Raw genomic sequence first — 20409 nt, 5'->3', positions numbered from 1 at the left:
AATTAGCGTATTAAAAACATCCATATTACAGTGGCCTTCAAAGGTTAATGGAGCAACTATCTTTCTTCTACTTAAGGCTGCAACCATACTGATTCGTTGAGTTTTCTTTCCAGATTTTAGGGCATAAAACCGCTGTCCTTTCTGGCAATACCCATAGGTTCAGTGTTATCAATGCCAGACTCATCTATATACACTAAGTTTTCAGGTTCTTTTGTCGCTATAACCCTTGCAAATTGAGCTCGCTTTTCCTCATTTCTTTCTTTATACCCGTAGGTCTTTTTTTTCTTGTGAATCCTATATTTTTAAGTGCTCGATGAATCGTTTGTCTACTAATATTGCCCCAAAGCTTAGCCATCTCTGACTGAGTTTTACCACCTTGCTCATTTGCAAATTCAGTAAATGCATTCCAGTCGGTAATTTTATGGTTATAGCCCACGCTTCCAGGCTTTTTTGATTGAAAATCTCCCGTTTTCTCACATCTTTTCTTCCACTCATATAAAGTTGTTTTTCCAATCTTAAATCTCTTGGCAACAGTTTCTCCACTCTCTCCTTCATCCAATGCTTCCATTACCTTTTTCCTTAAGTCATAACTATATGCTGCTGGCATGCTTACCATCACTACTATAAATCCATATCTTACCTTTTTTGGACTATTATGAGAAGTGCTATATATATTGATACTGACACAAAAATCCTTTAATTAAATTTCTCTCGCCTTAGCTTACACGATCCTCATTTTGAAATAAGTAATAATTTATTATAGTCTTGATATTTAAACATTTTGTATCTGCTGTAATGATTTCACTTCCAATTTGCTATTCTTTACATATTGAATTGCAAGCGCTAACGCTTTACTCCCAGAAGCTGTGGTGCTATAAGCTATATTTTGCAAAATAGCAGTTCTCCTGATATCTTTGCTATCTGAAACTGATTTCACACCTTTTGAGGTATTGATTACTAGATTTATTTTTCCATCTTTGAGCATATCAACTATGTGGGGTCTGCCTTCTCTCACTTTATTTACAGCTTTTGCAGCAATGCCGTTATTGTTCAGATACGAAGCTGTGCCTTTGGTGGCATATATTTCAAAACTCAGTTCTTTCAACATTCGTGCAACAGTCAATATATACTCTTTATCATCATCTTTTACTGAAATCAGAGCTGTTCCTTCTGTTGGTAACTTGTATCCTGCAGCCATGTGCACTTTTGCAAGTGCAGCTTCGAAAGATGAGTCAATTCCCATCACTTCTCCTGTTGATTTCATTTCAGGACCAAGTAAAGTATCAACTCCTGCAAAGCGGGTAAATGGAAAAACAGCAGCTTTAACTGCAAAATGATTGAAAGGCTTGTTTTCCTGATTCAAAATTTTATCCAAAATAACCTGAGTGGCAAGCTTTGCAATAGGAATATTGATTACCTTGGAAATAAAAGGAACGGTTCGACTAGCTCGTAAATTTACTTCAAGTATGCATACATCACTCTCTTGAACAGCAAACTGAATGTTTATCAGACCTTTCGCTTCTAGTGCAAGAGCTATTCTTTCAGTTTGGAGCTCGATCTCTTTTATTACTTCGTCACTCAATGTGTTTGTCGGTATTGAGCATGTTGAATCGCCAGAGTGGATACCAGCTTCTTCAATATGCTCCATGACCGCTGCAATGAAAACTTTTTCCCCATCACACACAGCATCAACGTCAACCTCAACTGCATTGACTAAAAATTTATCAAGAAGAAGCGATCCGTGTTCAAAAATTTTGGTTTGATTCAAGACATACTCTTTAAAGCTCTGAGTATCATGTCTAATCGACATAGACTGACCGCCGAGGACATATGATGGCCTAACTACTAGTGGAAACCCCACCTTTTCTGCGTTGGTTAACGCTTCTTCTACTGAATGGCAGATAGAACTTTCAGGTTGTTTTAAATTAAGTTGCAAAGCAAGGTTTTTAAACCTCATGCGATCTTCTGCAAGGTCAATAGAATCAAACGAAGTTCCCAGAATTTTGAAACCTCTCTCGTTAAGCACTTTGGCTAACTTTAAAGGTGTTTGACCACCTATTTGAACTATTACACCAACCAGTGTGCCATTTTCTTGCTCTTTGCTTAGTATTTCAAGCACATCCTCTGCAATCAGTGGGGCGAAATATAAACGATCAGCGGTATCATAATCAGTTGAAACGGTTTCTGGATTACAGTTAATCATTATTGTTTCATACCCCATTTCTTTGGCGGCAGAAGCTGCATGTACGCATGCATAATCAAACTCAATACCTTGACCAATGCGATTTGGACCACTTCCTAAAATGACAACCTTTTCTCGGTCAGAAACATCTGCTTCGCACTCCATTCCCTCTGTCATCCGAGTAGCTGACACTGGGATCCATTCTTCCTTATCTCTAGTCACACGCTGGATTGTGTTACTCTCATAACAGCCATACATATAAGCAGTGCTCGATTCAAATTCAGCTGCACAGGTGTCTACACGCTTATAAACTTGTTTAATGCCAAATTTTTTTCTTATTTCTTCAATTTGCTCTACTTTCTTATTGCTTAATTTTGCCAATCTTGCATCTGAAAACCCCATTTTTTTCAGCTCTAACATTTCATATGCAGTCTCAGGAAGGCCGTTTTCCTTTATTTTTTGTTCAGCTAATATAATTTGCTGTATATTCTGCAAAAACCATAAGTCATATCCTGTAATCGAATTTATTTCTTCTATGCTAATTCCGTGACGCATTGCGTCAGCAGCAATCAGTAATCTGTTTGGCAGCAATTTTGCTAATTGAGATTTAACATCCGTGTCTTCAGAAAACACTTCATCAAGTCCCGTGAGCCCTGTTTCAAGTGAGCGAAAAGCTTTCTGTAGTGACTCATTAAAAGTGCGGCCTATAGACATTACTTCTCCCACTGATTTCATGGAGGTTGATAGTTCACAATTCGTCCCCTTAAATTTCTCAAACTCAAATCGAGGAATTTTAGTGACGATATAATCAATCACTGGTTCGAATGCAGCAGGTATAACTGGAGCACAGTCATTACATATTTCATCGAGCGAATAGCCAATAGCAAGTTTAGTTACAACTTTTGCAATAGGATAGCCTGTTGCTTTCGAAGCAAGTGCAGAGGAGCGAGAAACCCTTGGATTCATTTCAATTACAACGAGGCTTCCATCTTCTTTAGGATTCACTGCAAACTGAACATTTGCACCACCGGCGCTAACATCAATTTCTCTTAGCACTGCTATAGATGCATTTCTCATTTGTTGATATTCAGCATCACGCAGAGTCAAAGCAGGAGCAACTGTGATACTATCTCCGGTGTGCACTCCCATTGGATCAATATTTTCTATTGAACACACTATTATACAGTTATCCTTGCAATCACGGATAACTTCCATTTCATATTCCTTCCAGCCCATAATTGATTCATCTATCTGAACTTCATTTATTGGTGAAATTTTTAGAGCACTTTCTGCAATATTGAAAAACTCCTCTTTATTGTATGCTATGCCGCTACCTGCACCACCAAGGGTGAATGATGAGCGGATGATTGCTGGTAATCCAATGTAGTCCAAAGCCTCTTTTATTTGTTCTTGATTTTTTATAATGATACTTTTGGGGTATTTCAGTCCTATTCTATCCATGGATTGGCGGAATAACTCTCTATCCTCTGCTTTTTTTATTGCTTCTCTATTTACCCCTATTAATTCTACGTTGTATTTGTCTAACACTCCATCATCTGCAAGTTTTATTGCGCAATTGAGTGCTGTTTGCCCGCCCATTGTTGGCAATATTGCATCTGGCATCTCCTTGATTATAATTTTCTCTATGATTTCAGGCAGTACCGGCTCAATATAAGTTGCATCAGAGAATTCAGGATCTGTCATTATAGTTGCAGGATTGGAGTTAACCAAAATGACTTTATAACCTTCACTTTTTAATACTTTACAGCTTTGCGTTCCGGAATAATCAAACTCGCATGCCTGACCTATAACTATTGGACCTGCTCCTATTACTAATATAGATTCTATATCTGTGCGTTTTGGCATAATTACAATAATAGTTTCGTCTCAAATAATGTTACCAATCTTTCCTGTATATGTGAATTTTTATTAAACCTATTAGCTAACTACTTTTAGGCTTGACGCATCACTGTACGAAAATTGCAATTTGCGTGGCAGATTCCAGTGCTTGACACACAGCTGTACAAACATTCATTTTTGAAGGTAAATTGCACAGCAAATGATGTCATTCAAGTAGCTGACACTGGTTCCTTTATGACGGCAGTGCCCAGAGGTGTCATCCCAGTCTGGGATCCAGAAAACTTAACTTTAAATAAGTGGCCGCACAATAAAGACTAGATTCCAGACTGGAATGACACCATAGAGGCACTGGGATGACATCCTTCCTAACGCTAATTCTGGATTAAGGAAGGAAGAAAGTATAGGAAATGGAAGGCTTTTTGGATTTCAAGGAATAGGAAATGAGAGTAGAAAAGATGTGAACCAAGAAATTAACGGGAGATCTATGGCGAGTATGTTCAATTTCAAGTCTATTTTTGAGGTAGCCAAAAATCGTCTCAATGATCGACCTTTTTCTCAGCAAAATCTTTTCATGTAGTGAAATTAATGCGTTTTTCATCCCCTTTTTCACCTTGGTAACAAGTTTCAAACCGCGGTTAAACAACTCTTGGAAAAGCTCTTTTTTAATATAGCCTTTATCACCAAACAAAAGACCGGTTAATTTCTTAGTTAGGTTTGCTACAGGCTCTCTATCGTCAACATTACCTCTTGTAAGCGTAAAAGCTTGAATTTCACCTTTCTCGTTAATTATCAAATGTAGTTTAAAGCCGAAAAACCAGCCATATGTACTCTTGCTTAATTTTGCAATTCCAGCAAAAACCTTATTTCTTGATATTCTTTTTGCATGGCAAACTGCAATAGGAGTTGTATCTATGTATGAGATTCCAGTAAGTTCTGACCATCCGCAAAGGCACTGTAATAGCATGGCTAAATGCCACAAAACCCTGGACTTTAGAGCAACAAACCTAGTGTATGAAGGCAACTTCGAAAACTCTGTTTGTAGAGCAATGTTAGGTAATGCAGGTAGAAAGCCTTAAAATTTTCACAGGGAGATTGCTGATACAGGAGGATTATTGTGATAATTTCCGAATGTGTAATTTTTGGCACTCTTGTGGGTTTTTTACCGTTTGGCAGTAGTTTATCTGCAAAATTTTTCTCTATATCTCTGCAAAAATCATCGACCAGACAAAACAGTTTTGTTATATCTTCCATGGGTAACCTCATCTATTTTTTTCTATTTGTTGAGTTTACCCTACTCTCCTGACTTTTCTATTCTCTTTTTAATCCAGAATTAGCGTTCCTAGTGGACTCAAATCACAATGTTCATACAGTTGTGGGCTTAACGGTATCTTTGCAGATACTATGGTAATTTATTCGGGAGATTTACTTAATGGCAAGATTTGTCCTGATATACTGCAGTCATCAGAAGCCAACTCTACGAATTTATTTGTTAACTTCTCAGGCGATACTAATTCAGATATATCTTTTCCCGAAAATGCTTGCTTATACATTTCACTATCGATAGGCCCTTCCGAATACACGGCATTTATGCATAAGTTCGTATGCTTTGTCTCAGATGCATATATCTTCACCATTACTTCTAGTGCAGCCTTACTTGCAGCATATGGTACCCAATATGGATAAGAGGAAGGAGAAAGTGTTATCTCTGAGGTCATGAATATCGCTCTTCCAGCATTAGACTTTTTTAGTATCGGACCCAAATTTTTTAGCAAGTACCAACTGGCAGTAAAATTTGTATTCATTACGTTCTGTAGATCTTCAAGCTCACAATCATGAACAGAGCTCAACTTACCTAAAATTTCAGTGCATGTAATCAGTATATCAAGTGTTCCAGATTCTGATAATTTTGGGCTTTCTATCATATTTGCCAGTTTTTCTACGTTTTCAAAGTCTAAAAGATCAAGCTGAATTAGTTTCACAGAGCCTTCTTTAAGCTCTTCAATTTCGTTATACAATGGCTTGAGATTATCAAGAGATCTGGAAATCAGAATTACACATGCACCTTCTTTTACAAATCTTTTTGCAACAGAAGAGCCTATTCCACCTGAAGCTCCGGTAATTAAAGCTATTTTACCTTCTAAGTCACCCATTTCTTTCTCCTTAGCAAGATCCATTGAAATATTTTAGCTGAAAATTAAATTTTGCTCCATATATAAAAATCAAACTTAGCACATAAAAAAATAGTAACGATACTACCACACCACCTAAGCTTCCATATATCAAATTCAGTTGGTCAAAGGAAGCTTTTAAGTATTGCTTGAAAGCTGAAGCAGAGATCGTCCAAAGAATAACAGCCACACAAGATCCGGGAAATACGTCCGATAAGTTTTGTTTTATGTTTGGCAATGTGAAATATAGCCAAGATACTATAGTAAAAAGCACAAACTCAATAAGTAAATATCTAGTATAACTTAGCCCTTGGTAAGAAAAATCAATTAACATTGGCACTAATGTAAAAAATACTACAGTCAGAGTTGTAACAAGCGTAATTACTAAAAATTGTAATATACTGAGCACCCTTCTCCATATATAAGGCGATGAAACCGGAACTTTATAGGCCTTATTCAATATCGTTCTAAATCCTTCAATTGTCGATGAGGCAGTCCAAACAGCGCCTACAATTGCCAAGGTTAATAAGCTTTGCGGAGGGCCTGATATTATCTCCCTAATACGTGGCATCAAAGATGATAAAATATCCTGTGGCATGTTATCAATAATAAATGCCCAGCCGACATTGTATTGATCTAAGAAATTTGCGAACGTTGATGCCATGGCTATTAAAACAATAAGAAAAGGAAATATTGATAACAGGATTAAAAATGATAGATACCCTGCATGCTCCACTCCATCATTATAAATTGTGTCAATTAAAGCACGATAAAGGCAATAAACGATACTATAAAATTGCTGTAGCACTTGTAATATAAATAAACTAAGAAAAGTATTCTAAATGAAATAAAGCATACTTTTAAGCAAAAAATCCTCACCGTTTACTTAAATTTAATCAAAGTGAAGAATAATCCAGCGTTGAATACGGAGGCATAATGAAAAACTTTCTTCTACTTGTAGCTTTAATTCTTTCCTTTGCGTTTGATGTACATGCTGATGAAACATCAGCAGTGATATGTAAAATAGTGAGCTATACTCACAGTTTGGGTGGACCAATGATCACGATAGTGATAATAGGTGCAGCATTGCTTGCAATATTTGGCAGAATGCCGTGGCCAGCACTTTTTGCACTTGGTGCATTTACTGCTGTGTTTTTTGGTGCTCCTGCAGTTGTGAAAGCAATAACAGGAAAAGATGCATGTACAACTAGTAGTACAACCCCAACTTGCCCTAGTGGTCAAACATGGGATGCAGCATCAAATAGATGCCGCTAGGCACTAAAATTTCAGAAAAACATTAGCAAATGGTGCTTCTTTAAGGAGCACCATCATTGCACGAACTTGTGATTTGAGAGCAATTTTTGCCAGTTCATCCAAGTACTGGTTTACTTTGTGACGGTGTCATCCCAGTGCTTGACACTGTGATCCAGGAAATTTGATTGGATATTAAGTTTATGAGCATAGAAGTAGCTAATTTTATGTTAAAACACAACATTTTTGATGAGGCTGTATTAAGAGATGGATCCCAGTGTCAGCTACTCGGATGACACCATTTGCTACGCAATTTACTTTCAAAAATGAATGCTCGTACAGCTGTGTGTCAGCTACTTACATAACACCTCTCGAAAATTACTTTAGCTACAAATATTAAAAAATTTACCAAGCAAAAAAAGCAAAAAAGTCCCCGTGTAACGAGTTTTAATAATTTATAGCCCTTCCCATAATAGTCCAAAAAGAGTAATACCAATTCCCACTATGTAAAGAACAGATAGACAATAATGGGAAAGAAGTGATACTAGAGTAGATAAAATAGCGAGGTTTAGATGGCATTAAGGTCAAAACTGTTAGACGAAAAAGTTGTAAATTTGGCGAAAGAAATGTTAAAAAAGGTCAGAAATAACGCATGTGTTTCAAAAAAGTTACAAGCGGTGATAGCAGGAAAAGAAAGTAGTATAAGCGCTGTGGCAAGAATATGTAAAATTTCAAGGACTGCTTTGACTGAATGGATAAAGCACATAAAATTTGGTAGAGTAGAAAAATTATTTTCCCCTTCTCAGCGGCGAAGAAAAAGCAAATTAAACAAAAATCAACGTGAGCAAATTGAAATATGGGTAGAAAGAAATCCAAATATTACTATTAAGGAAGTGCAAATAAAAATCTCAGAGGAATTTGGCCTAAACATTAGCAAATCAACAGTGCATCGTGAGATACAAAGGATGAAGTTTTCTTATATAACACCGAGGCCAATTCACCATAAACAAGATAAAAACAAGCAAGAAGAGTTTAAAAAATACTTCAATAAAATAGTCAATTCCCACCCTGAAAAGGAGGTATTTTTTTGATGAATCACGATTTGGAACTCATTCAAAAATCGGACACGGATGGTTTAAAAAAGGGGTCAGAACGCAGGTTAAATGAAAATTGGTAGACAAAATTTCTATATCTACAGTGCGGTAAATCCAAGAAGTGGTAAGAAAATTAGCCTACTTGCTCCATATGTAAACACTGATTGTATGAATATATTTCTGGAGCAGATGTCGAAAGATTTAGGCACGAAAAAAGCCTTTCTTGTAATGGATTGTGCAGGCTGGCATAGATCAAAAAGTTTGAAAATTCAGAAAAACATTACCATTATATACTTGCCTCCTTATTCACCAGAACTGAATCCTGTTGAGAGGTTGTGGCAATATATCAAACACAATACTTTACGCAACAGAGTCTACGATACCATAGGCTTACTTGAAGATGTTCTGTGTAATTTTATTGTCAGTATTTCCAGTGCTACTATTAAACGAGTTTGTAATGTTTCTTATTTGTTCGATTAGTAATGGAATTTGGTATTAGATAGGAAAGAGTGAAGAGCTCGATAAACAAATAGATAATATAGAAGAAAGTAGAAAAGCTGAAGAAGGAAATTTTAATTTTGAACCTGTCAGATTTCCTAATAAGTTAGGAAATATTAAAACACTTGATTCACAAAATAATTATAGTCCAAAAAGTAAGAAAGATAGTATTTCATCAAATCAAAAAGTATTTTTGTTTACTATTATAGTAGCTTCTGTGTTAACAACTATTATTATAGCAGTTTATTATTCAACATTAGCAGCAGCAATAGCTTTACTTGGTTGTATGTGGCTAGTATATAATGATGTGTTTAAAAAAACAAATGGCCCTAATTCTACATTAGAGGAACCAAGAGAAGAAAAGATACCCATTCAGGTAATGGAATCAATTTAAACTCCATTCAAATTAATATAAAAAATAGCAAAATACGGGGTAGCACAACAACACCATGAACGGCTAAAGCTACTGGATATACTTATTAATAACTAAAAATAAGAAGCTAATTTGATAACTATTATAATCTAGATATGACTCCGCGAATATAACTACCTGCCTTATAAAACTCTTTAAATAACTAACCTAAGCCCTATAATAATGAAAGCTTCTACTTGGACCTGCTACATTTACACTTTCCATACTACTAGATGGTGGTGCTCTCCGTAGTAACATTTCCTTAATATCTTCGTTTGCATACTGCAGAGGAGTTATGCCTCTTTTATCAGGAAGATTAAGGTTAGCACCATTTTCTACAAGAAACCTCACTATCTCCAAGTGACCATTTTTAGTAGCATAATGTAAAGGTGTTAAGCCAGTACCGTTTTTGGGATTAAGATTAGCACGGTTACTTACAAGTAATTTTACCATATCTAAATCTCCTCTCATAGTAGCCTTGTGTAAAGGGGTATTACCGTATTTATCACTAGCATTTATCACAGCTCCTTTTCTGATAAGAAATTCTGTTATCCCTAGATATCCTTTAGATGTAGCTTCATGTAAAGTAGTCCAACGATTATCAATCCTTCTAGTGTTTATATACTGTGTGATACCCTTTTCTTCTACAAGGTACTTTACCATATCTAAATTACCACTGCTAACAGCTAAATGAAGAGTAGTTCTACCTCCTATATCTTTATCATCAAGACTCATTGCTCTCTCTTCTATAAGGTATTTTGCTACATTTAGATGTCCTTTTTCCAAAGCTGGAAATAGGATAGTATGATAATTTTCATCTTTGGTATTAACATCAGCACCTTTTTCCTCTATAAGATATTTTACTACGTCTAATTTACCGCTACAGCTAGCACCTTGGAGTGGAGATCTACCTTTATCGGTAATAATATTAATATTTGCATCTTTATCTACAAAATATTCTACCATATCTAATTTACCTTGATTAAGTGTAGCAAGGTATAAGGGAGTCCATCCACTTTGATTAGGAGTAATAAAATCTACACTTTTCTCATCTACCAGATATTTTACTGTATCTAATTTGCCAGCTGCAGCAGCACAATATAAAGGAGTCCATCCATCATGATCAGGAGTAATAAAATCCATATTTTTCTCATCTATCAGATATTTTACTGTATCTAAATGACCACCTCCACAGGCATAGTGTAAGGCAGTACGACCTTCATTATCTACCACATTATTATCGGCTCCCTTATCTATAAGAGCTTTTATTATTTCTGTTTGACCATTTTGAGCTGCAACAAGTAAAGGAGTCCTCCTATATTGATTTGCTTTATTAACATCAACATCTTTATTTATTAGAGCTTTTACTATATCTGCATAACCACTCTTAGCAACTAAACCTAGCAATGTTTGGTAATCATTGATATGACCATAATTAACCTTAAATAAGTAATTTATATCAAAGGATGCTTCTCTCCACTCTGCATATATGCTTGAATCTGCTATTCTTAACTTATCTTTTATTTTTTCAATGACATTATTTGAATTTAACTCATTATCAGCATTCATTACATTTAATATTTCTAACCATTTTTCGTATTTCATAATTTTTACTCCAAATTTTTATAGTAATTCAATATAAGTATCTTATAAAGGAAGATTTCCATAGCTCCTACTTGGACTTGCTACATTTACACTTTCCATACTGCTAACGCTAATTCTGGATTAAGGAAGGAAGAAAGTATAGGAAATGGAAGGCTTTTTGGATTTCAAGGAATAGGAAATGAGAGTAGAAAAGATGTGAACCAAGAAATTAACGGGAGATCTATGGCGAGTATGTTCAATTTCAAGTCTATTTTTGAGGTAGCCAAAAATCGTCTCAATGATCGACCTTTTTCTCAGCAAAATCTTTTCATGTAGTGAAATTAATGCGTTTTTCATCCCCTTTTTCACCTTGGTAACAAGTTTCAAACCGCGGTTAAACAACTCTTGGAAAAGCTCTTTTTTAATATAGCCTTTATCACCAAACAAAAGACCGGTTAATTTCTTAGTTAGGTTTGCTACAGGCTCTCTATCGTCAACATTACCTCTTGTAAGCGTAAAAGCTTGAATTTCACCTTTCTCGTTAATTATCAAATGTAGTTTAAAGCCGAAAAACCAGCCATATGTACTCTTGCTTAATTTTGCAATTCCAGCAAAAACCTTATTTCTTGATATTCTTTTTGCATGGCAAACTGCAATAGGAGTTGTATCTATGTATGAGATTCCAGTAAGTTCTGACCATCCGCAAAGGCACTGTAATAGCATGGCTAAATGCCACAAAACCCTGGGCTTTAGAGCAACAAACCTAGTGTATGAAGGCAACTTCGAAAACTCTGTTTGTAGAGCAATGTTGGGTAATGCAGGTAGAAAGCCTTAAAATTTTCACAGGGAGATTGCTGATACAGGAGGATTATTGTGATAATTTCCGAATGTGTAATTTCTGGCACTCTTGTGGGTTTTTACCGTTTGGTAGTAGTTTATCTGCAAAATTTTTCTCTATATCTCTGCAAAAATCATCGACCAGACAAAACAGTTTTGTTATATCTTCCATGGGTAACCTCATCTATTTTTTTCTATTTGTTGAGTTTACCCTACTCTCCTGACTTTTCTATTCTCTTTTTAATCCAGAATTAGCGTTATGAGCACTGCAATTAAAGAAATGCATAATATTGCGTATTTCCTGTATAATATTGCAATCAGAATTAGTATAGGTGAAAGCAAGAGAAAAATAGATATAGTGAAAGCACAGCTTGGTTCAAAATTTAATGAGAAATAGGTTAAAATTCCTGCACACTGAAAAACAGGGAACCACAATATCAAGTTATATTTTTCATTGCACAGATTGTTATGTATATAACTTATAGCAATTCTCATTATTAATGAACCAAATAAGAAGCATAGCAGAGTTGTTTAACCGTGGAAGGGGAAAGAGAGGTAATAAATTTACACAAAGCGCATTCAAGCAGAACGATTGTATCGTAGATTTTATTGCGTAAAATGTTCTGTTTTATATATAACCAAAACCTCTCAACAGGATTGAGTTCAGGTGAGTATGGTGGTAGGTATATAATTTCGATATTTTTAGGTGCCTTTAAATTTTTTGACTTATGCCAACTAGCGCAATCCATCAAGAGAAAAGCCTTTCGTATTCCTAAATATTGCGACATCTGTTCAAGGAATATATTTATACAATCAGTGTTGACGTTTGGTGCAAATAAGCTAAAATTCTCTCCATTTCTAGGATTAACTGCACTATAGAGATAAAAATTTTCCCTACCTAATTTTACCTTAACCTGTGTCCTACTGCCTTTTTTAAACCACCCATGTCCAACTTTCGAATGTGTACCAAACCGTGATTCATCGAAGAAAAATAGCTCTTTTTCAGAATGCATGACAATAGTTTCATTGAGGTTTTTTTTTAAACTCCTCTTGCTTGTTTTTATCTTGTCCACTATGAACTGGTCTTGGTGTGATATATGAGAATTTCATTCTTTGCATATTACGATGTATTGCGGATTTGCTGATATTCAAACCAAATCTTTCTTGGATTCTTATTCTCATTTCTCTAATAGTAATATTGGGGTTTTCCTCTATCCACAACTCAATTCGTTCAAGTTGACTTTGGTTCAATATAGTTTTTCTACGGCGTTGAGGTGGAGCAAATAATTTTTCTTCTCTTCCAAATTTTATGTGCTTTATCCATGTAGTAATTGCCTTTCTCGAAATGCAACATATTTTTGCTACAGCTGTTATACTGTGCTTTTTTGCTGCAATTACAGCATTTAGTTTTTTTGCAACATACGCATTATTTCTTACTCTCTTCAGCATCTCTTTTGCTGATTTCACCACTTTTTCATCCAATAATTTTGATCTTAATGCCATCTAAACCTCGCTATTTTACTTACTTCAGTATGGCTTTTTTCCATTATTTTCTATTCGTTGCTTGTATAGCGGGAATTGGTATGAGATAGACAGTATGCGTATATTTATGTTGTTGGTATTGAAATCTCCTATGATCTATTTTGATTTTGATATTTTACCTAAGGAAGACAAAAAACTTGGTGAGATTCAGACTAGCCAGGGCTTTTTGGTTGCTGAAAATGACAAGACAGGTCGCGACTATGACGGTACAACAAATATTGAGAATGCTATAGTTGCTGTAAGTGATGCTGGTAAAGTAAAGGTTACGGAATTTTATAATGAGATAAAGCATAGATTTTAAAAGCATTATCCTACTCTCCGATCATCACCGCATCACATTTATGCACTAATGGAAAATATTGAATATAACAGTCCTATTAATGAGGTTCTTCCTACTTCTGATTATACAAGTCTTAGCGAACATCTTAATAGATTACAAGAAGAGAAAAGATTGCTTATAAAAGAAACATTTGGGTTTAAAACCAATGGAGGAGAAGTTGATATTCAATATGACAATAGCTGGACGAAAAACAAGGATGAATTGTATACTAAAGAAGAGATTGCAAGAATAGATAGTGATACTAGGGTTGTAACTAGTATGCAAACTAAATCAGTATCTAGCTGTGAATACATGCATAGAGGCTAGATAAAAAAGTTATAGAGTGATATGTGTCGCTTTATAATTATATAGAACATTATTAAACAAAAGTTGACTTTTTCGGTTGTTGTGGTAATCCGTTAATTATGTCAGATATAAATAACAGTTCTACAATCTTTTTGCTGTCAAGTGCCGCTGCTCTGATTTTTGCATATGTGCTAGAGTATTTCTTCAATATGCTACCATGCAAGTTATGCATATACGAGCGAGTAGTTTACTATGTTACAGGGCTACTTGCAGTTGCGTACATGTTCAAAGACAACAAAATCCTAATCTATGCGATGTTTTGCAGCTATCTCATTGGTGCAATAATATCTTTTTATCATGTAGGTCTTGAACTCCACTTATTTCATGATGTTTTAGGCTGTACAGAGCAAGCAAGTGGTAAGGTTAGCATAGAAGAGCTAAGAAATAATCTATTAAACCCTAACTACTCTCCGTCTTGTGACAGACCTCATTATATTTTTGGTGTTTCGTTAGCAACATGGAATCTTATTTATCTTATAGTAGCTCTATTCTTATCAGGTAAAATGTATTGTGGAGAAAGAAATAAGGTACAACAGTAACTGGTATAGACGCTGTACTTGTGCGTTACTTGGTGCTGTCCGTAATTTAAAAATTTGGCAAGTCACACCCACTGATTCTTGCACAGCTGTACGAACATTATGGTTCAGCATGCCAGTGCCCTCTTTCTTGTCATCCGAGTAGCTGAAACTGGAAGTGCAGCTATCATCCAAATAACCTTTCATTCTTATGAAAGCAGCCTATTTCTTGTCATCCCAGCGCCCAGATACTGGGATTCAGTTTGTCCATAGTCTCACCAAAAACGTTGTATTTTAGCATAATTTTGTGCTCATACCAATTCTCATTATTAATGAACCAAATAAGAAGCATAGCAGAGTTGTTTAACCGTGGAAACGCTAATTCTGGATTAAAAAGAGAATAGAAAAGTCAGGAGAGTAGGGTAAACTCAACAAATAGAAAAAAATAGATGAGGTTACCCATGGAAGATATAACAAAACTGTTTTGTCTGGTCGATGATTTTTGCAGAGATATAGAGAAAAATTTTGCAGATAAACTACTGCCAAACGGTAAAAACCCACAAGAGTGCCAGAAATTACACATTCGGAAATTATCACAATAATCCTCCTGTATCAGCAATCTCCCTGTGAAAATTTTAAGGCTTTCTACCTGCATTACCTAACATTGCTCTACAAATCAGAGTTTTCGAAGTTGCCTTCATACACTAGGTTTGTTGCTCTAAAGCCCAGGGTTTTGTGGCATTTAGCCATGCTATTACAGTGCCTTTGCGGATGGTCAGAACTTACTGGAATCTCATACATAGATACAACTCCTATTGCAGTTTGCCATGCAAAAAGAATATCAAGAAATAAGGTTTTTGCTGGAATTGCAAAATTAAGCAAGAGTACATATGGCTGGTTTTTCGGCTTTAAACTACATTTGATAATTAACGAGAAAGGTGAAATTCAAGCTTTTACGCTTACAAGAGGTAATGTTGACGATAGAGAGCCTGTAGCAAACCTAACTAAGAAATTAACCGGTCTTTTGTTTGGTGATAAAGGCTATATTAAAAAAGAGCTTTTCCAAGAGTTGTTTAACCGCGGTTTGAAACTTGTTACCAAGGTGAAAAAGGGGATGAAAAACGCATTAATTTCACTACATGAAAAGATTTTGCTGAGAAAAAGGTCGATCATTGAGACGATTTTTGGCTACCTCAAAAATAGACTTGAAATTGAACATACTCGCCATAGATCTCCCGTTAATTTCTTGGTTCACATCTTTTCTACTCTCATTTCCTATTCCTTGAAATCCAAAAAGCCTTCCATTTCCTATACTTTCTTCCTTCCTTAATCCAGAATTAGCGTTGCTAGAGGGCGCAAGGTTTTTCAGCATTTTTGACAACTCAGTTGCAATATCTCTGTGTTTATTAGCTATAGCAACTTGTAGCAATGTATGGCCTTGATCATTACGAGCATTGGTAACTGCTATGAAATCATCTGCTTTCAAACTACGTAGCTTGCTAATAATTTGAAGATTACCTTTTTTTACACCTTCAAAAAGCTCATTAGTGAAACTTAGTAACTTTCTAATGTCATCATTTTTAGCAAGATCAAGAGGTGTTTTACCTTCCTTATTTTTGATGTTATAAACTGCACCATATTGCAACAGAGATCTAGTAACTTCTATATTAGAGGCAATATGCAATGCTGAGGTTTCACCTGCAGTTGTTTGTGTATTAATAAATTGACCTAACTTATCGGAATATTTATTTTTTACGTGAGCTAATAAAATCTTAACGGCTTTTGTGTTTCCTTTATTTGAGGTCATATGTAAAGGTGTGTTACCTTTGTTAGTAACTAAAGTAGGATCAGCATCATTATTTAAAAGGATATTCGCAGTATCTAAGTAACCCTTAGAAATAGCCCAGTATAGAGGAGTTCCGCCGTTATTATCCCTAGCATTGACAATTGCTTTTTCCTTTTTAAGACATTGTTCAGCTTCTATACTCTTTCCTTGTTTTACAGCTTCAAATAGTTTTTCTACTAAATTAAGTAGGTTTCTAATCTCATTATCTAGAACAGGCTTTAGTTGTGTAAGCTGTTTGTAGTCAGGTAACTTCGGAACAACGTTAAATAACGTACCCCTATACAATAAAGCTTTAATTATTTCCAGCTTCCCCATTTTAATAGCCAAGTGCAGTAGAGTTTCACCTTGTTTATTTTCTATATTAACAGCTGCTCCACTACTCAGCAAAATATTAGCTACACTAATGTGACTGTTTCGAATTGCAAAGTACAATGGGGTATTCTTACCATTAGTTAGGGAATCAATGTTAGCTTGATTTGCTAATAAAACCTTAACGCTTTCTAAGTGACCTTCCTCTGCAGCTAGGTGTAGTGGAGTTGCATTATCTCGAGTGACAGCATCAATAGTTGCTCCATTTCTCAACAAAGAAGTAATGACTTTGGAATAACCTTTAAATGCTGCAAAATGTAATGGTGTCCAATTATCTTCATTGCCTTTGGCATTAACATCGGCACCATTTTTTAGTAAAATATTGCTGCTATGTGAAGTAGTGTAAAACCATTTTCTTTAACTTGATAGTTAACATCTGCTCCACTATCTAGTAAACCTCTAACATACTCTTCCTCACCACTTACAACGGCGCGGTATAAAAGTTCATCCCTATCCCTATAGAGAGGACTCACTTCTGTTTCCTTATTTTGTTCACAATTTGCCTTTGAGACTAGATATAGATTTTCTAGTATTACATCGAGACTAGGATGACTAGTGGAATGATTGTTTAAAATAGAAAGAGCCCTTTCAAGCAACTCCTTAGCTTTGTTATGATCACCTAAAGACCCATAAGCACTACCTAAATTTCCTAATGTTTTAGCTACTTCAAAATGATCTCTGCCATAGTGTTTTTCAAGAATACCTAAAGCCCTCTCAAGCAACTCCTTTTTTTTATGATGATCACCTAAATCCCCACAAGCGTTACCTAAGTTTACTAATGTTTTAGCTACTTCAACATGATCACTGCCATAGTGTTTTTCAAGAATACCTAAAGCCCGCTCAAGCAACTCCTTTTTTTCATGATGATCACCTGAATCCCCACAAGCGTTACCTAAGTTTACTAATGTTCTAGCGATTTCAATATGATCGTTGCCATAATCTCTTTCTTTAATATCTAAAGCCCTCTCAAGCAACTCTTTTGCTTTATTAGGATTACCTAAATCCCTATAAGTGGCACCTAAGTTTGTTAATGTTCCAGCTACTTCAACATGATCGTTGCCATAATCTCTCTCTTTAATATCTAAAGCCCTCTCAAGTAACTCTTTTGCTTTACTATAATCACCTAAATCCCCATAAGCGTTACCTAAGTTTACTAATGTTCTAGCTACTTCAACATGATCGCTGCCATAACATCTCTCTTGAATATCTAAAGTCCTCTCAAGCAACTCCTTTTGTTTGTTAGGATCACCTAAATCTCCATAAGTATTACTTAAGTTTCCTAATGTTTTAGCTACTTCAACATGATTGCTGCTATAACGTTTCTCAAAAATAGGTAAAGCCTTCTCAAGCAACTCTTTTTGCCTTTTATAGTTTCCTAAGTCATAATACCCATCACGCATCAATTCTATTAGTTGTTCGACGTAATCTTCTACTTTTTGTTTATCTTCAGTTTTTTTCATCAACCAATTATCAAGATATGATAAGAGAGCTTCGCAATGTGGTAGCAATTCACGCTTCTTTGCCGAGTCTTCTGATCTATCACTACAATAAGGAAAATTTCCCTTTAATAAATTAAAAGCTTGATCTATAGTCTCTTCTGCCTTACCTTGCTCGTCCAAGTACAATCTTGTTACCTGCTGTACTAACCTATGAACACTTAATACTACTTGCTCTTGTTCTACATTAACAATTGAATATTGCTTTAATAATCCAATTGCAGATCCCAACTCTTCTTTATTGCTTCGTAGACTTAAAAACATTTTTGTAGAAATATTTTCAGGTGCAAGATAAGCTATCACATTAATAATCTCTATGGCTTTATTTCCATTCTCCCTTTTTTCTACAGCATCTAACTGTACCTTCAAAGCTGTAAAAGTTGCTTTAGTATAGTTGTCATCACTATCTTCTGGAAATGGAAAATTAAGCAATTCTCTTGTTTTACCTTCATATCTCTGTAGGTAATCATTAATCGTAAATTCCAAACCTACATTTCTTAATTCCTTTTTCTTTTCTCTTATGTACGCTACTACTTGTTGTAATGCTAAAGGAAAATATTGAAGCGTTTCTGCTAATTTTATTATATCTTCATCTTGTTTACTATTTTCCATCCTTAAAGCTTTTTTAATAAACTCTATCGATTCTGCTTTAGTAAATGTATTCAATGAACATATCTTTACATGTTTTGGCCATTTTGTATTACGAGACGTTACCAAAATATGTGGTTTATTCATATTCTCTGGTAAAGAAGGTAAAAACTTATCTATTCCATCATCATCTTCTCTTTGACTTCTATATTTCTCAGCATTATCAAAAATAAAAAGACTCTTTCCCTTAGAAAAGAACCTATATACATCTTCAACTATAGACTTTATATCTTTTTCTTTTCCATCTCTATTTTTTAGACTAATTCCTAACTTATCACATGCCAATCTACGAAAAGACTCTGAAAGAGTGTTATGATTTTCAGCATTTATCCATATAACCTTGTTATCATAATCTCGGCTGTACTCTCTAATGTATTTCCTCGCTAACTCGCTTTTTCCTACTCCACCAAGACCACTTATTGAAACAGATTGTGATACTATAGCACGGCCACCATTCATCATTGCTTTATGTAAATTATCTAGCTGTTCAATTCTTCCGGTAAAAGAACTTACTGGATCTCTGACGTTAAATAAGATAGGCAGTCCTCTTTTTGCTTCTTCAAAAAATTCTTTTCCTTCTTCATATGATAAAAACCTTCCTCTTTCCTTTTCCTGTAGCCACCTTAACATTGTTATAAAGAATTTATTATATGTATTCTCTGTTGTAACTAAATCTAAGTCTTCACCTATTTCGCTTTTGATAATTTTGCCTAGCTCTTCTTCGTTAGGTTGATTTACTGCAAATACTAAGTGGTTGAGGAAGTCTTGTATTTCTTCGTCACTAATTAGATTACCATGTTTCAAGTTTGTGTCCAGTATTGGCTTTAACTTTGAAATAAGTCCTTGATTAAAGCCATATCTTTTACTTGCGCTATTCTTAATATCAAGAATACAATCAAGACCTTCTATATTTTTAACCTCTATTCCATTTCTTTTTAGGTCTGGCAAATCCAAACCAATGTTAGTACATATTATTACGTCTTCTATTATACCATCTTGAAATAACTTACTCTTCTTAGCATCTCTGTAAGAAAAGAAATATTTGACTAAATTGTAGTTATTATCATTTCTTCCAAGTAAATCATCTAATGTAATCTTCTTAGATTGATCTAACTTATGTTTCGCCTGCAATAGACGATACTTTATTTTACCATCTTCAACGTATTGAAATACCAGATCATCAAACTTTTCAGCTTCTTTTACTTCTGTAGCTAAACGAAAGGAATATTGATTAGAAACACCACGGTAAAGAAAGAGCATTAACAACTTTAACTGATAAATGTTACCGTGTACTGGATTAAGTCTTTTACTTGTTTCTTGGAATTGTTGTTTAGTAAGCATGTTTTGTATCCTTTGTTTTATAATAACTCTAATTGTTCAGAAAATTAGTAGGTTTACTTGACCATACTAAATCATAAGATA

The 20409-nt window shown here is 35.0% G+C and carries 11 protein-coding genes and 6 pseudogenes; 7 read left to right on the top strand and 10 right to left on the bottom strand.

Features of this window, described 5'->3' with window-relative positions; genetic code table 11:
• Window positions 1-9 precede the first annotated feature (9 nt).
• From O1Q06_RS04955 to O1Q06_RS04935, 5 genes and pseudogenes are all read right to left on the bottom strand, one after another.
• Window positions 10-607 (bottom strand): annotated as a pseudogene (locus tag O1Q06_RS04955) (IS630 transposase-related protein); the annotation flags it as partial.
• A gap of 165 nt (window positions 608-772) precedes the next feature.
• Entirely contained in the window at window positions 773-4048 is a 3276-nt protein-coding gene (gene carB / locus O1Q06_RS04950; protein WP_410542271.1) for a carbamoyl-phosphate synthase large subunit, read from the bottom strand.
• Window positions 4049-4424: 376 nt separating this feature from the next.
• Window positions 4425-5293, bottom strand: a pseudogene (locus O1Q06_RS04945) (IS982 family transposase).
• A 158-nt stretch (window positions 5294-5451) separates the two neighbouring features.
• Window positions 5452-6216, bottom strand: a complete 765-nt coding sequence (locus O1Q06_RS04940) for an SDR family NAD(P)-dependent oxidoreductase (protein WP_410542270.1) — start codon at window positions 6214-6216, stop codon at window positions 5452-5454.
• On the bottom strand, window positions 6203-7018 hold the full coding sequence (locus tag O1Q06_RS04935) for a YihY/virulence factor BrkB family protein (protein WP_410542269.1): 816 nt from the start codon (window positions 7016-7018) through the stop codon (window positions 6203-6205). The genes O1Q06_RS04940 and O1Q06_RS04935 overlap by 14 nt, the downstream gene beginning before the upstream one ends.
• Window positions 7019-7146: 128 nt before the next feature.
• Between O1Q06_RS04935 and O1Q06_RS04930 the strand changes: the two genes are divergently transcribed.
• The 3 genes and pseudogenes from O1Q06_RS04930 to O1Q06_RS04920 all read left to right on the top strand — a co-directional run bounded on the left by O1Q06_RS04930 (window position 7147) and on the right by O1Q06_RS04920 (window position 9447).
• A complete protein-coding gene (locus O1Q06_RS04930; RefSeq protein ID WP_410542268.1) occupies window positions 7147-7485 on the top strand; it encodes a TrbC/VirB2 family protein in 339 nt (112 codons plus the stop codon).
• A gap of 548 nt (window positions 7486-8033) precedes the next feature.
• A pseudogene (locus O1Q06_RS04925) lies at window positions 8034-9035 on the top strand (IS630-like element ISWpi10 family transposase).
• A gap of 211 nt (window positions 9036-9246) precedes the next feature.
• Complete coding sequence (locus tag O1Q06_RS04920) at window positions 9247-9447, top strand: hypothetical protein (RefSeq protein WP_410542231.1); 201 nt, start codon at window positions 9247-9249, stop codon at window positions 9445-9447.
• Between the two features lie 186 nt (window positions 9448-9633).
• Here O1Q06_RS04920 and O1Q06_RS04915 read toward each other — a convergent pair whose 3' ends face one another.
• The 3 genes and pseudogenes from O1Q06_RS04915 to O1Q06_RS04905 form a co-directional block, all read right to left on the bottom strand.
• Window positions 9634-11070 (bottom strand): ankyrin repeat domain-containing protein, encoded by a 1437-nt coding sequence (locus O1Q06_RS04915; RefSeq protein WP_410542232.1) that lies wholly within the window; start codon window positions 11068-11070, stop codon window positions 9634-9636.
• 120 nt (window positions 11071-11190) lie between these two features.
• A pseudogene (locus O1Q06_RS04910) lies at window positions 11191-12058 on the bottom strand (IS982 family transposase).
• A 325-nt stretch (window positions 12059-12383) separates the two neighbouring features.
• Window positions 12384-13389, bottom strand: a protein-coding gene (locus O1Q06_RS04905; protein ID WP_410542255.1) for an IS630 family transposase whose coding sequence is annotated in 2 segments (ribosomal slippage) — window positions 12384-12926 and window positions 12928-13389 — 1005 coding nt in all. Because the reading frame shifts where the segments join, the coding sequence is not laid out codon by codon here.
• 94 nt (window positions 13390-13483) lie between these two features.
• On the opposite strand from O1Q06_RS04905, the gene O1Q06_RS04900 reads away from it, so the two are divergent.
• The 4 genes and pseudogenes from O1Q06_RS04900 to O1Q06_RS04885 all read left to right on the top strand — a co-directional run bounded on the left by O1Q06_RS04900 (window position 13484) and on the right by O1Q06_RS04885 (window position 15958).
• Window positions 13484-13729: a hypothetical protein gene (locus tag O1Q06_RS04900; RefSeq protein WP_410542267.1), complete on the top strand. Its 246-nt coding sequence runs from the start codon at window positions 13484-13486 to the stop codon at window positions 13727-13729.
• 48 nt (window positions 13730-13777) lie between these two features.
• Window positions 13778-14074 carry a hypothetical protein gene (locus O1Q06_RS04895; protein WP_410542266.1) on the top strand — a complete coding sequence of 99 codons (297 nt, stop codon included), beginning with the start codon at window positions 13778-13780 and terminating at the stop codon, window positions 14072-14074.
• Between the two features lie 98 nt (window positions 14075-14172).
• Complete coding sequence (locus O1Q06_RS04890; RefSeq protein ID WP_410542265.1) at window positions 14173-14652, top strand: disulfide bond formation protein B; 480 nt, start codon at window positions 14173-14175, stop codon at window positions 14650-14652.
• A gap of 437 nt (window positions 14653-15089) precedes the next feature.
• Window positions 15090-15958 (top strand): annotated as a pseudogene (locus tag O1Q06_RS04885) (IS982 family transposase).
• A 294-nt stretch (window positions 15959-16252) separates the two neighbouring features.
• Here the strand turns inward: O1Q06_RS04885 and O1Q06_RS04880 are convergent.
• Window positions 16253-17164: pseudogene (locus O1Q06_RS04880) on the bottom strand (ankyrin repeat domain-containing protein); the annotation flags it as partial.
• Entirely contained in the window at window positions 17155-20328 is a 3174-nt protein-coding gene (locus O1Q06_RS04875; RefSeq protein ID WP_410542264.1) for a tetratricopeptide repeat protein, read from the bottom strand. The gene O1Q06_RS04875 and the pseudogene O1Q06_RS04880, both read right to left, overlap by 10 nt.
• Between the last annotated feature and the right edge of the window lie 81 nt (window positions 20329-20409).

The sequence above is a fragment of the Wolbachia endosymbiont of Tetranychus urticae genome (genome assembly GCF_046529255.1).
Taxonomy (GTDB): Bacteria; Pseudomonadota; Alphaproteobacteria; order Rickettsiales; family Anaplasmataceae; genus Wolbachia.
This window is presented reverse-complemented; position numbering and strand designations above follow the sequence as displayed.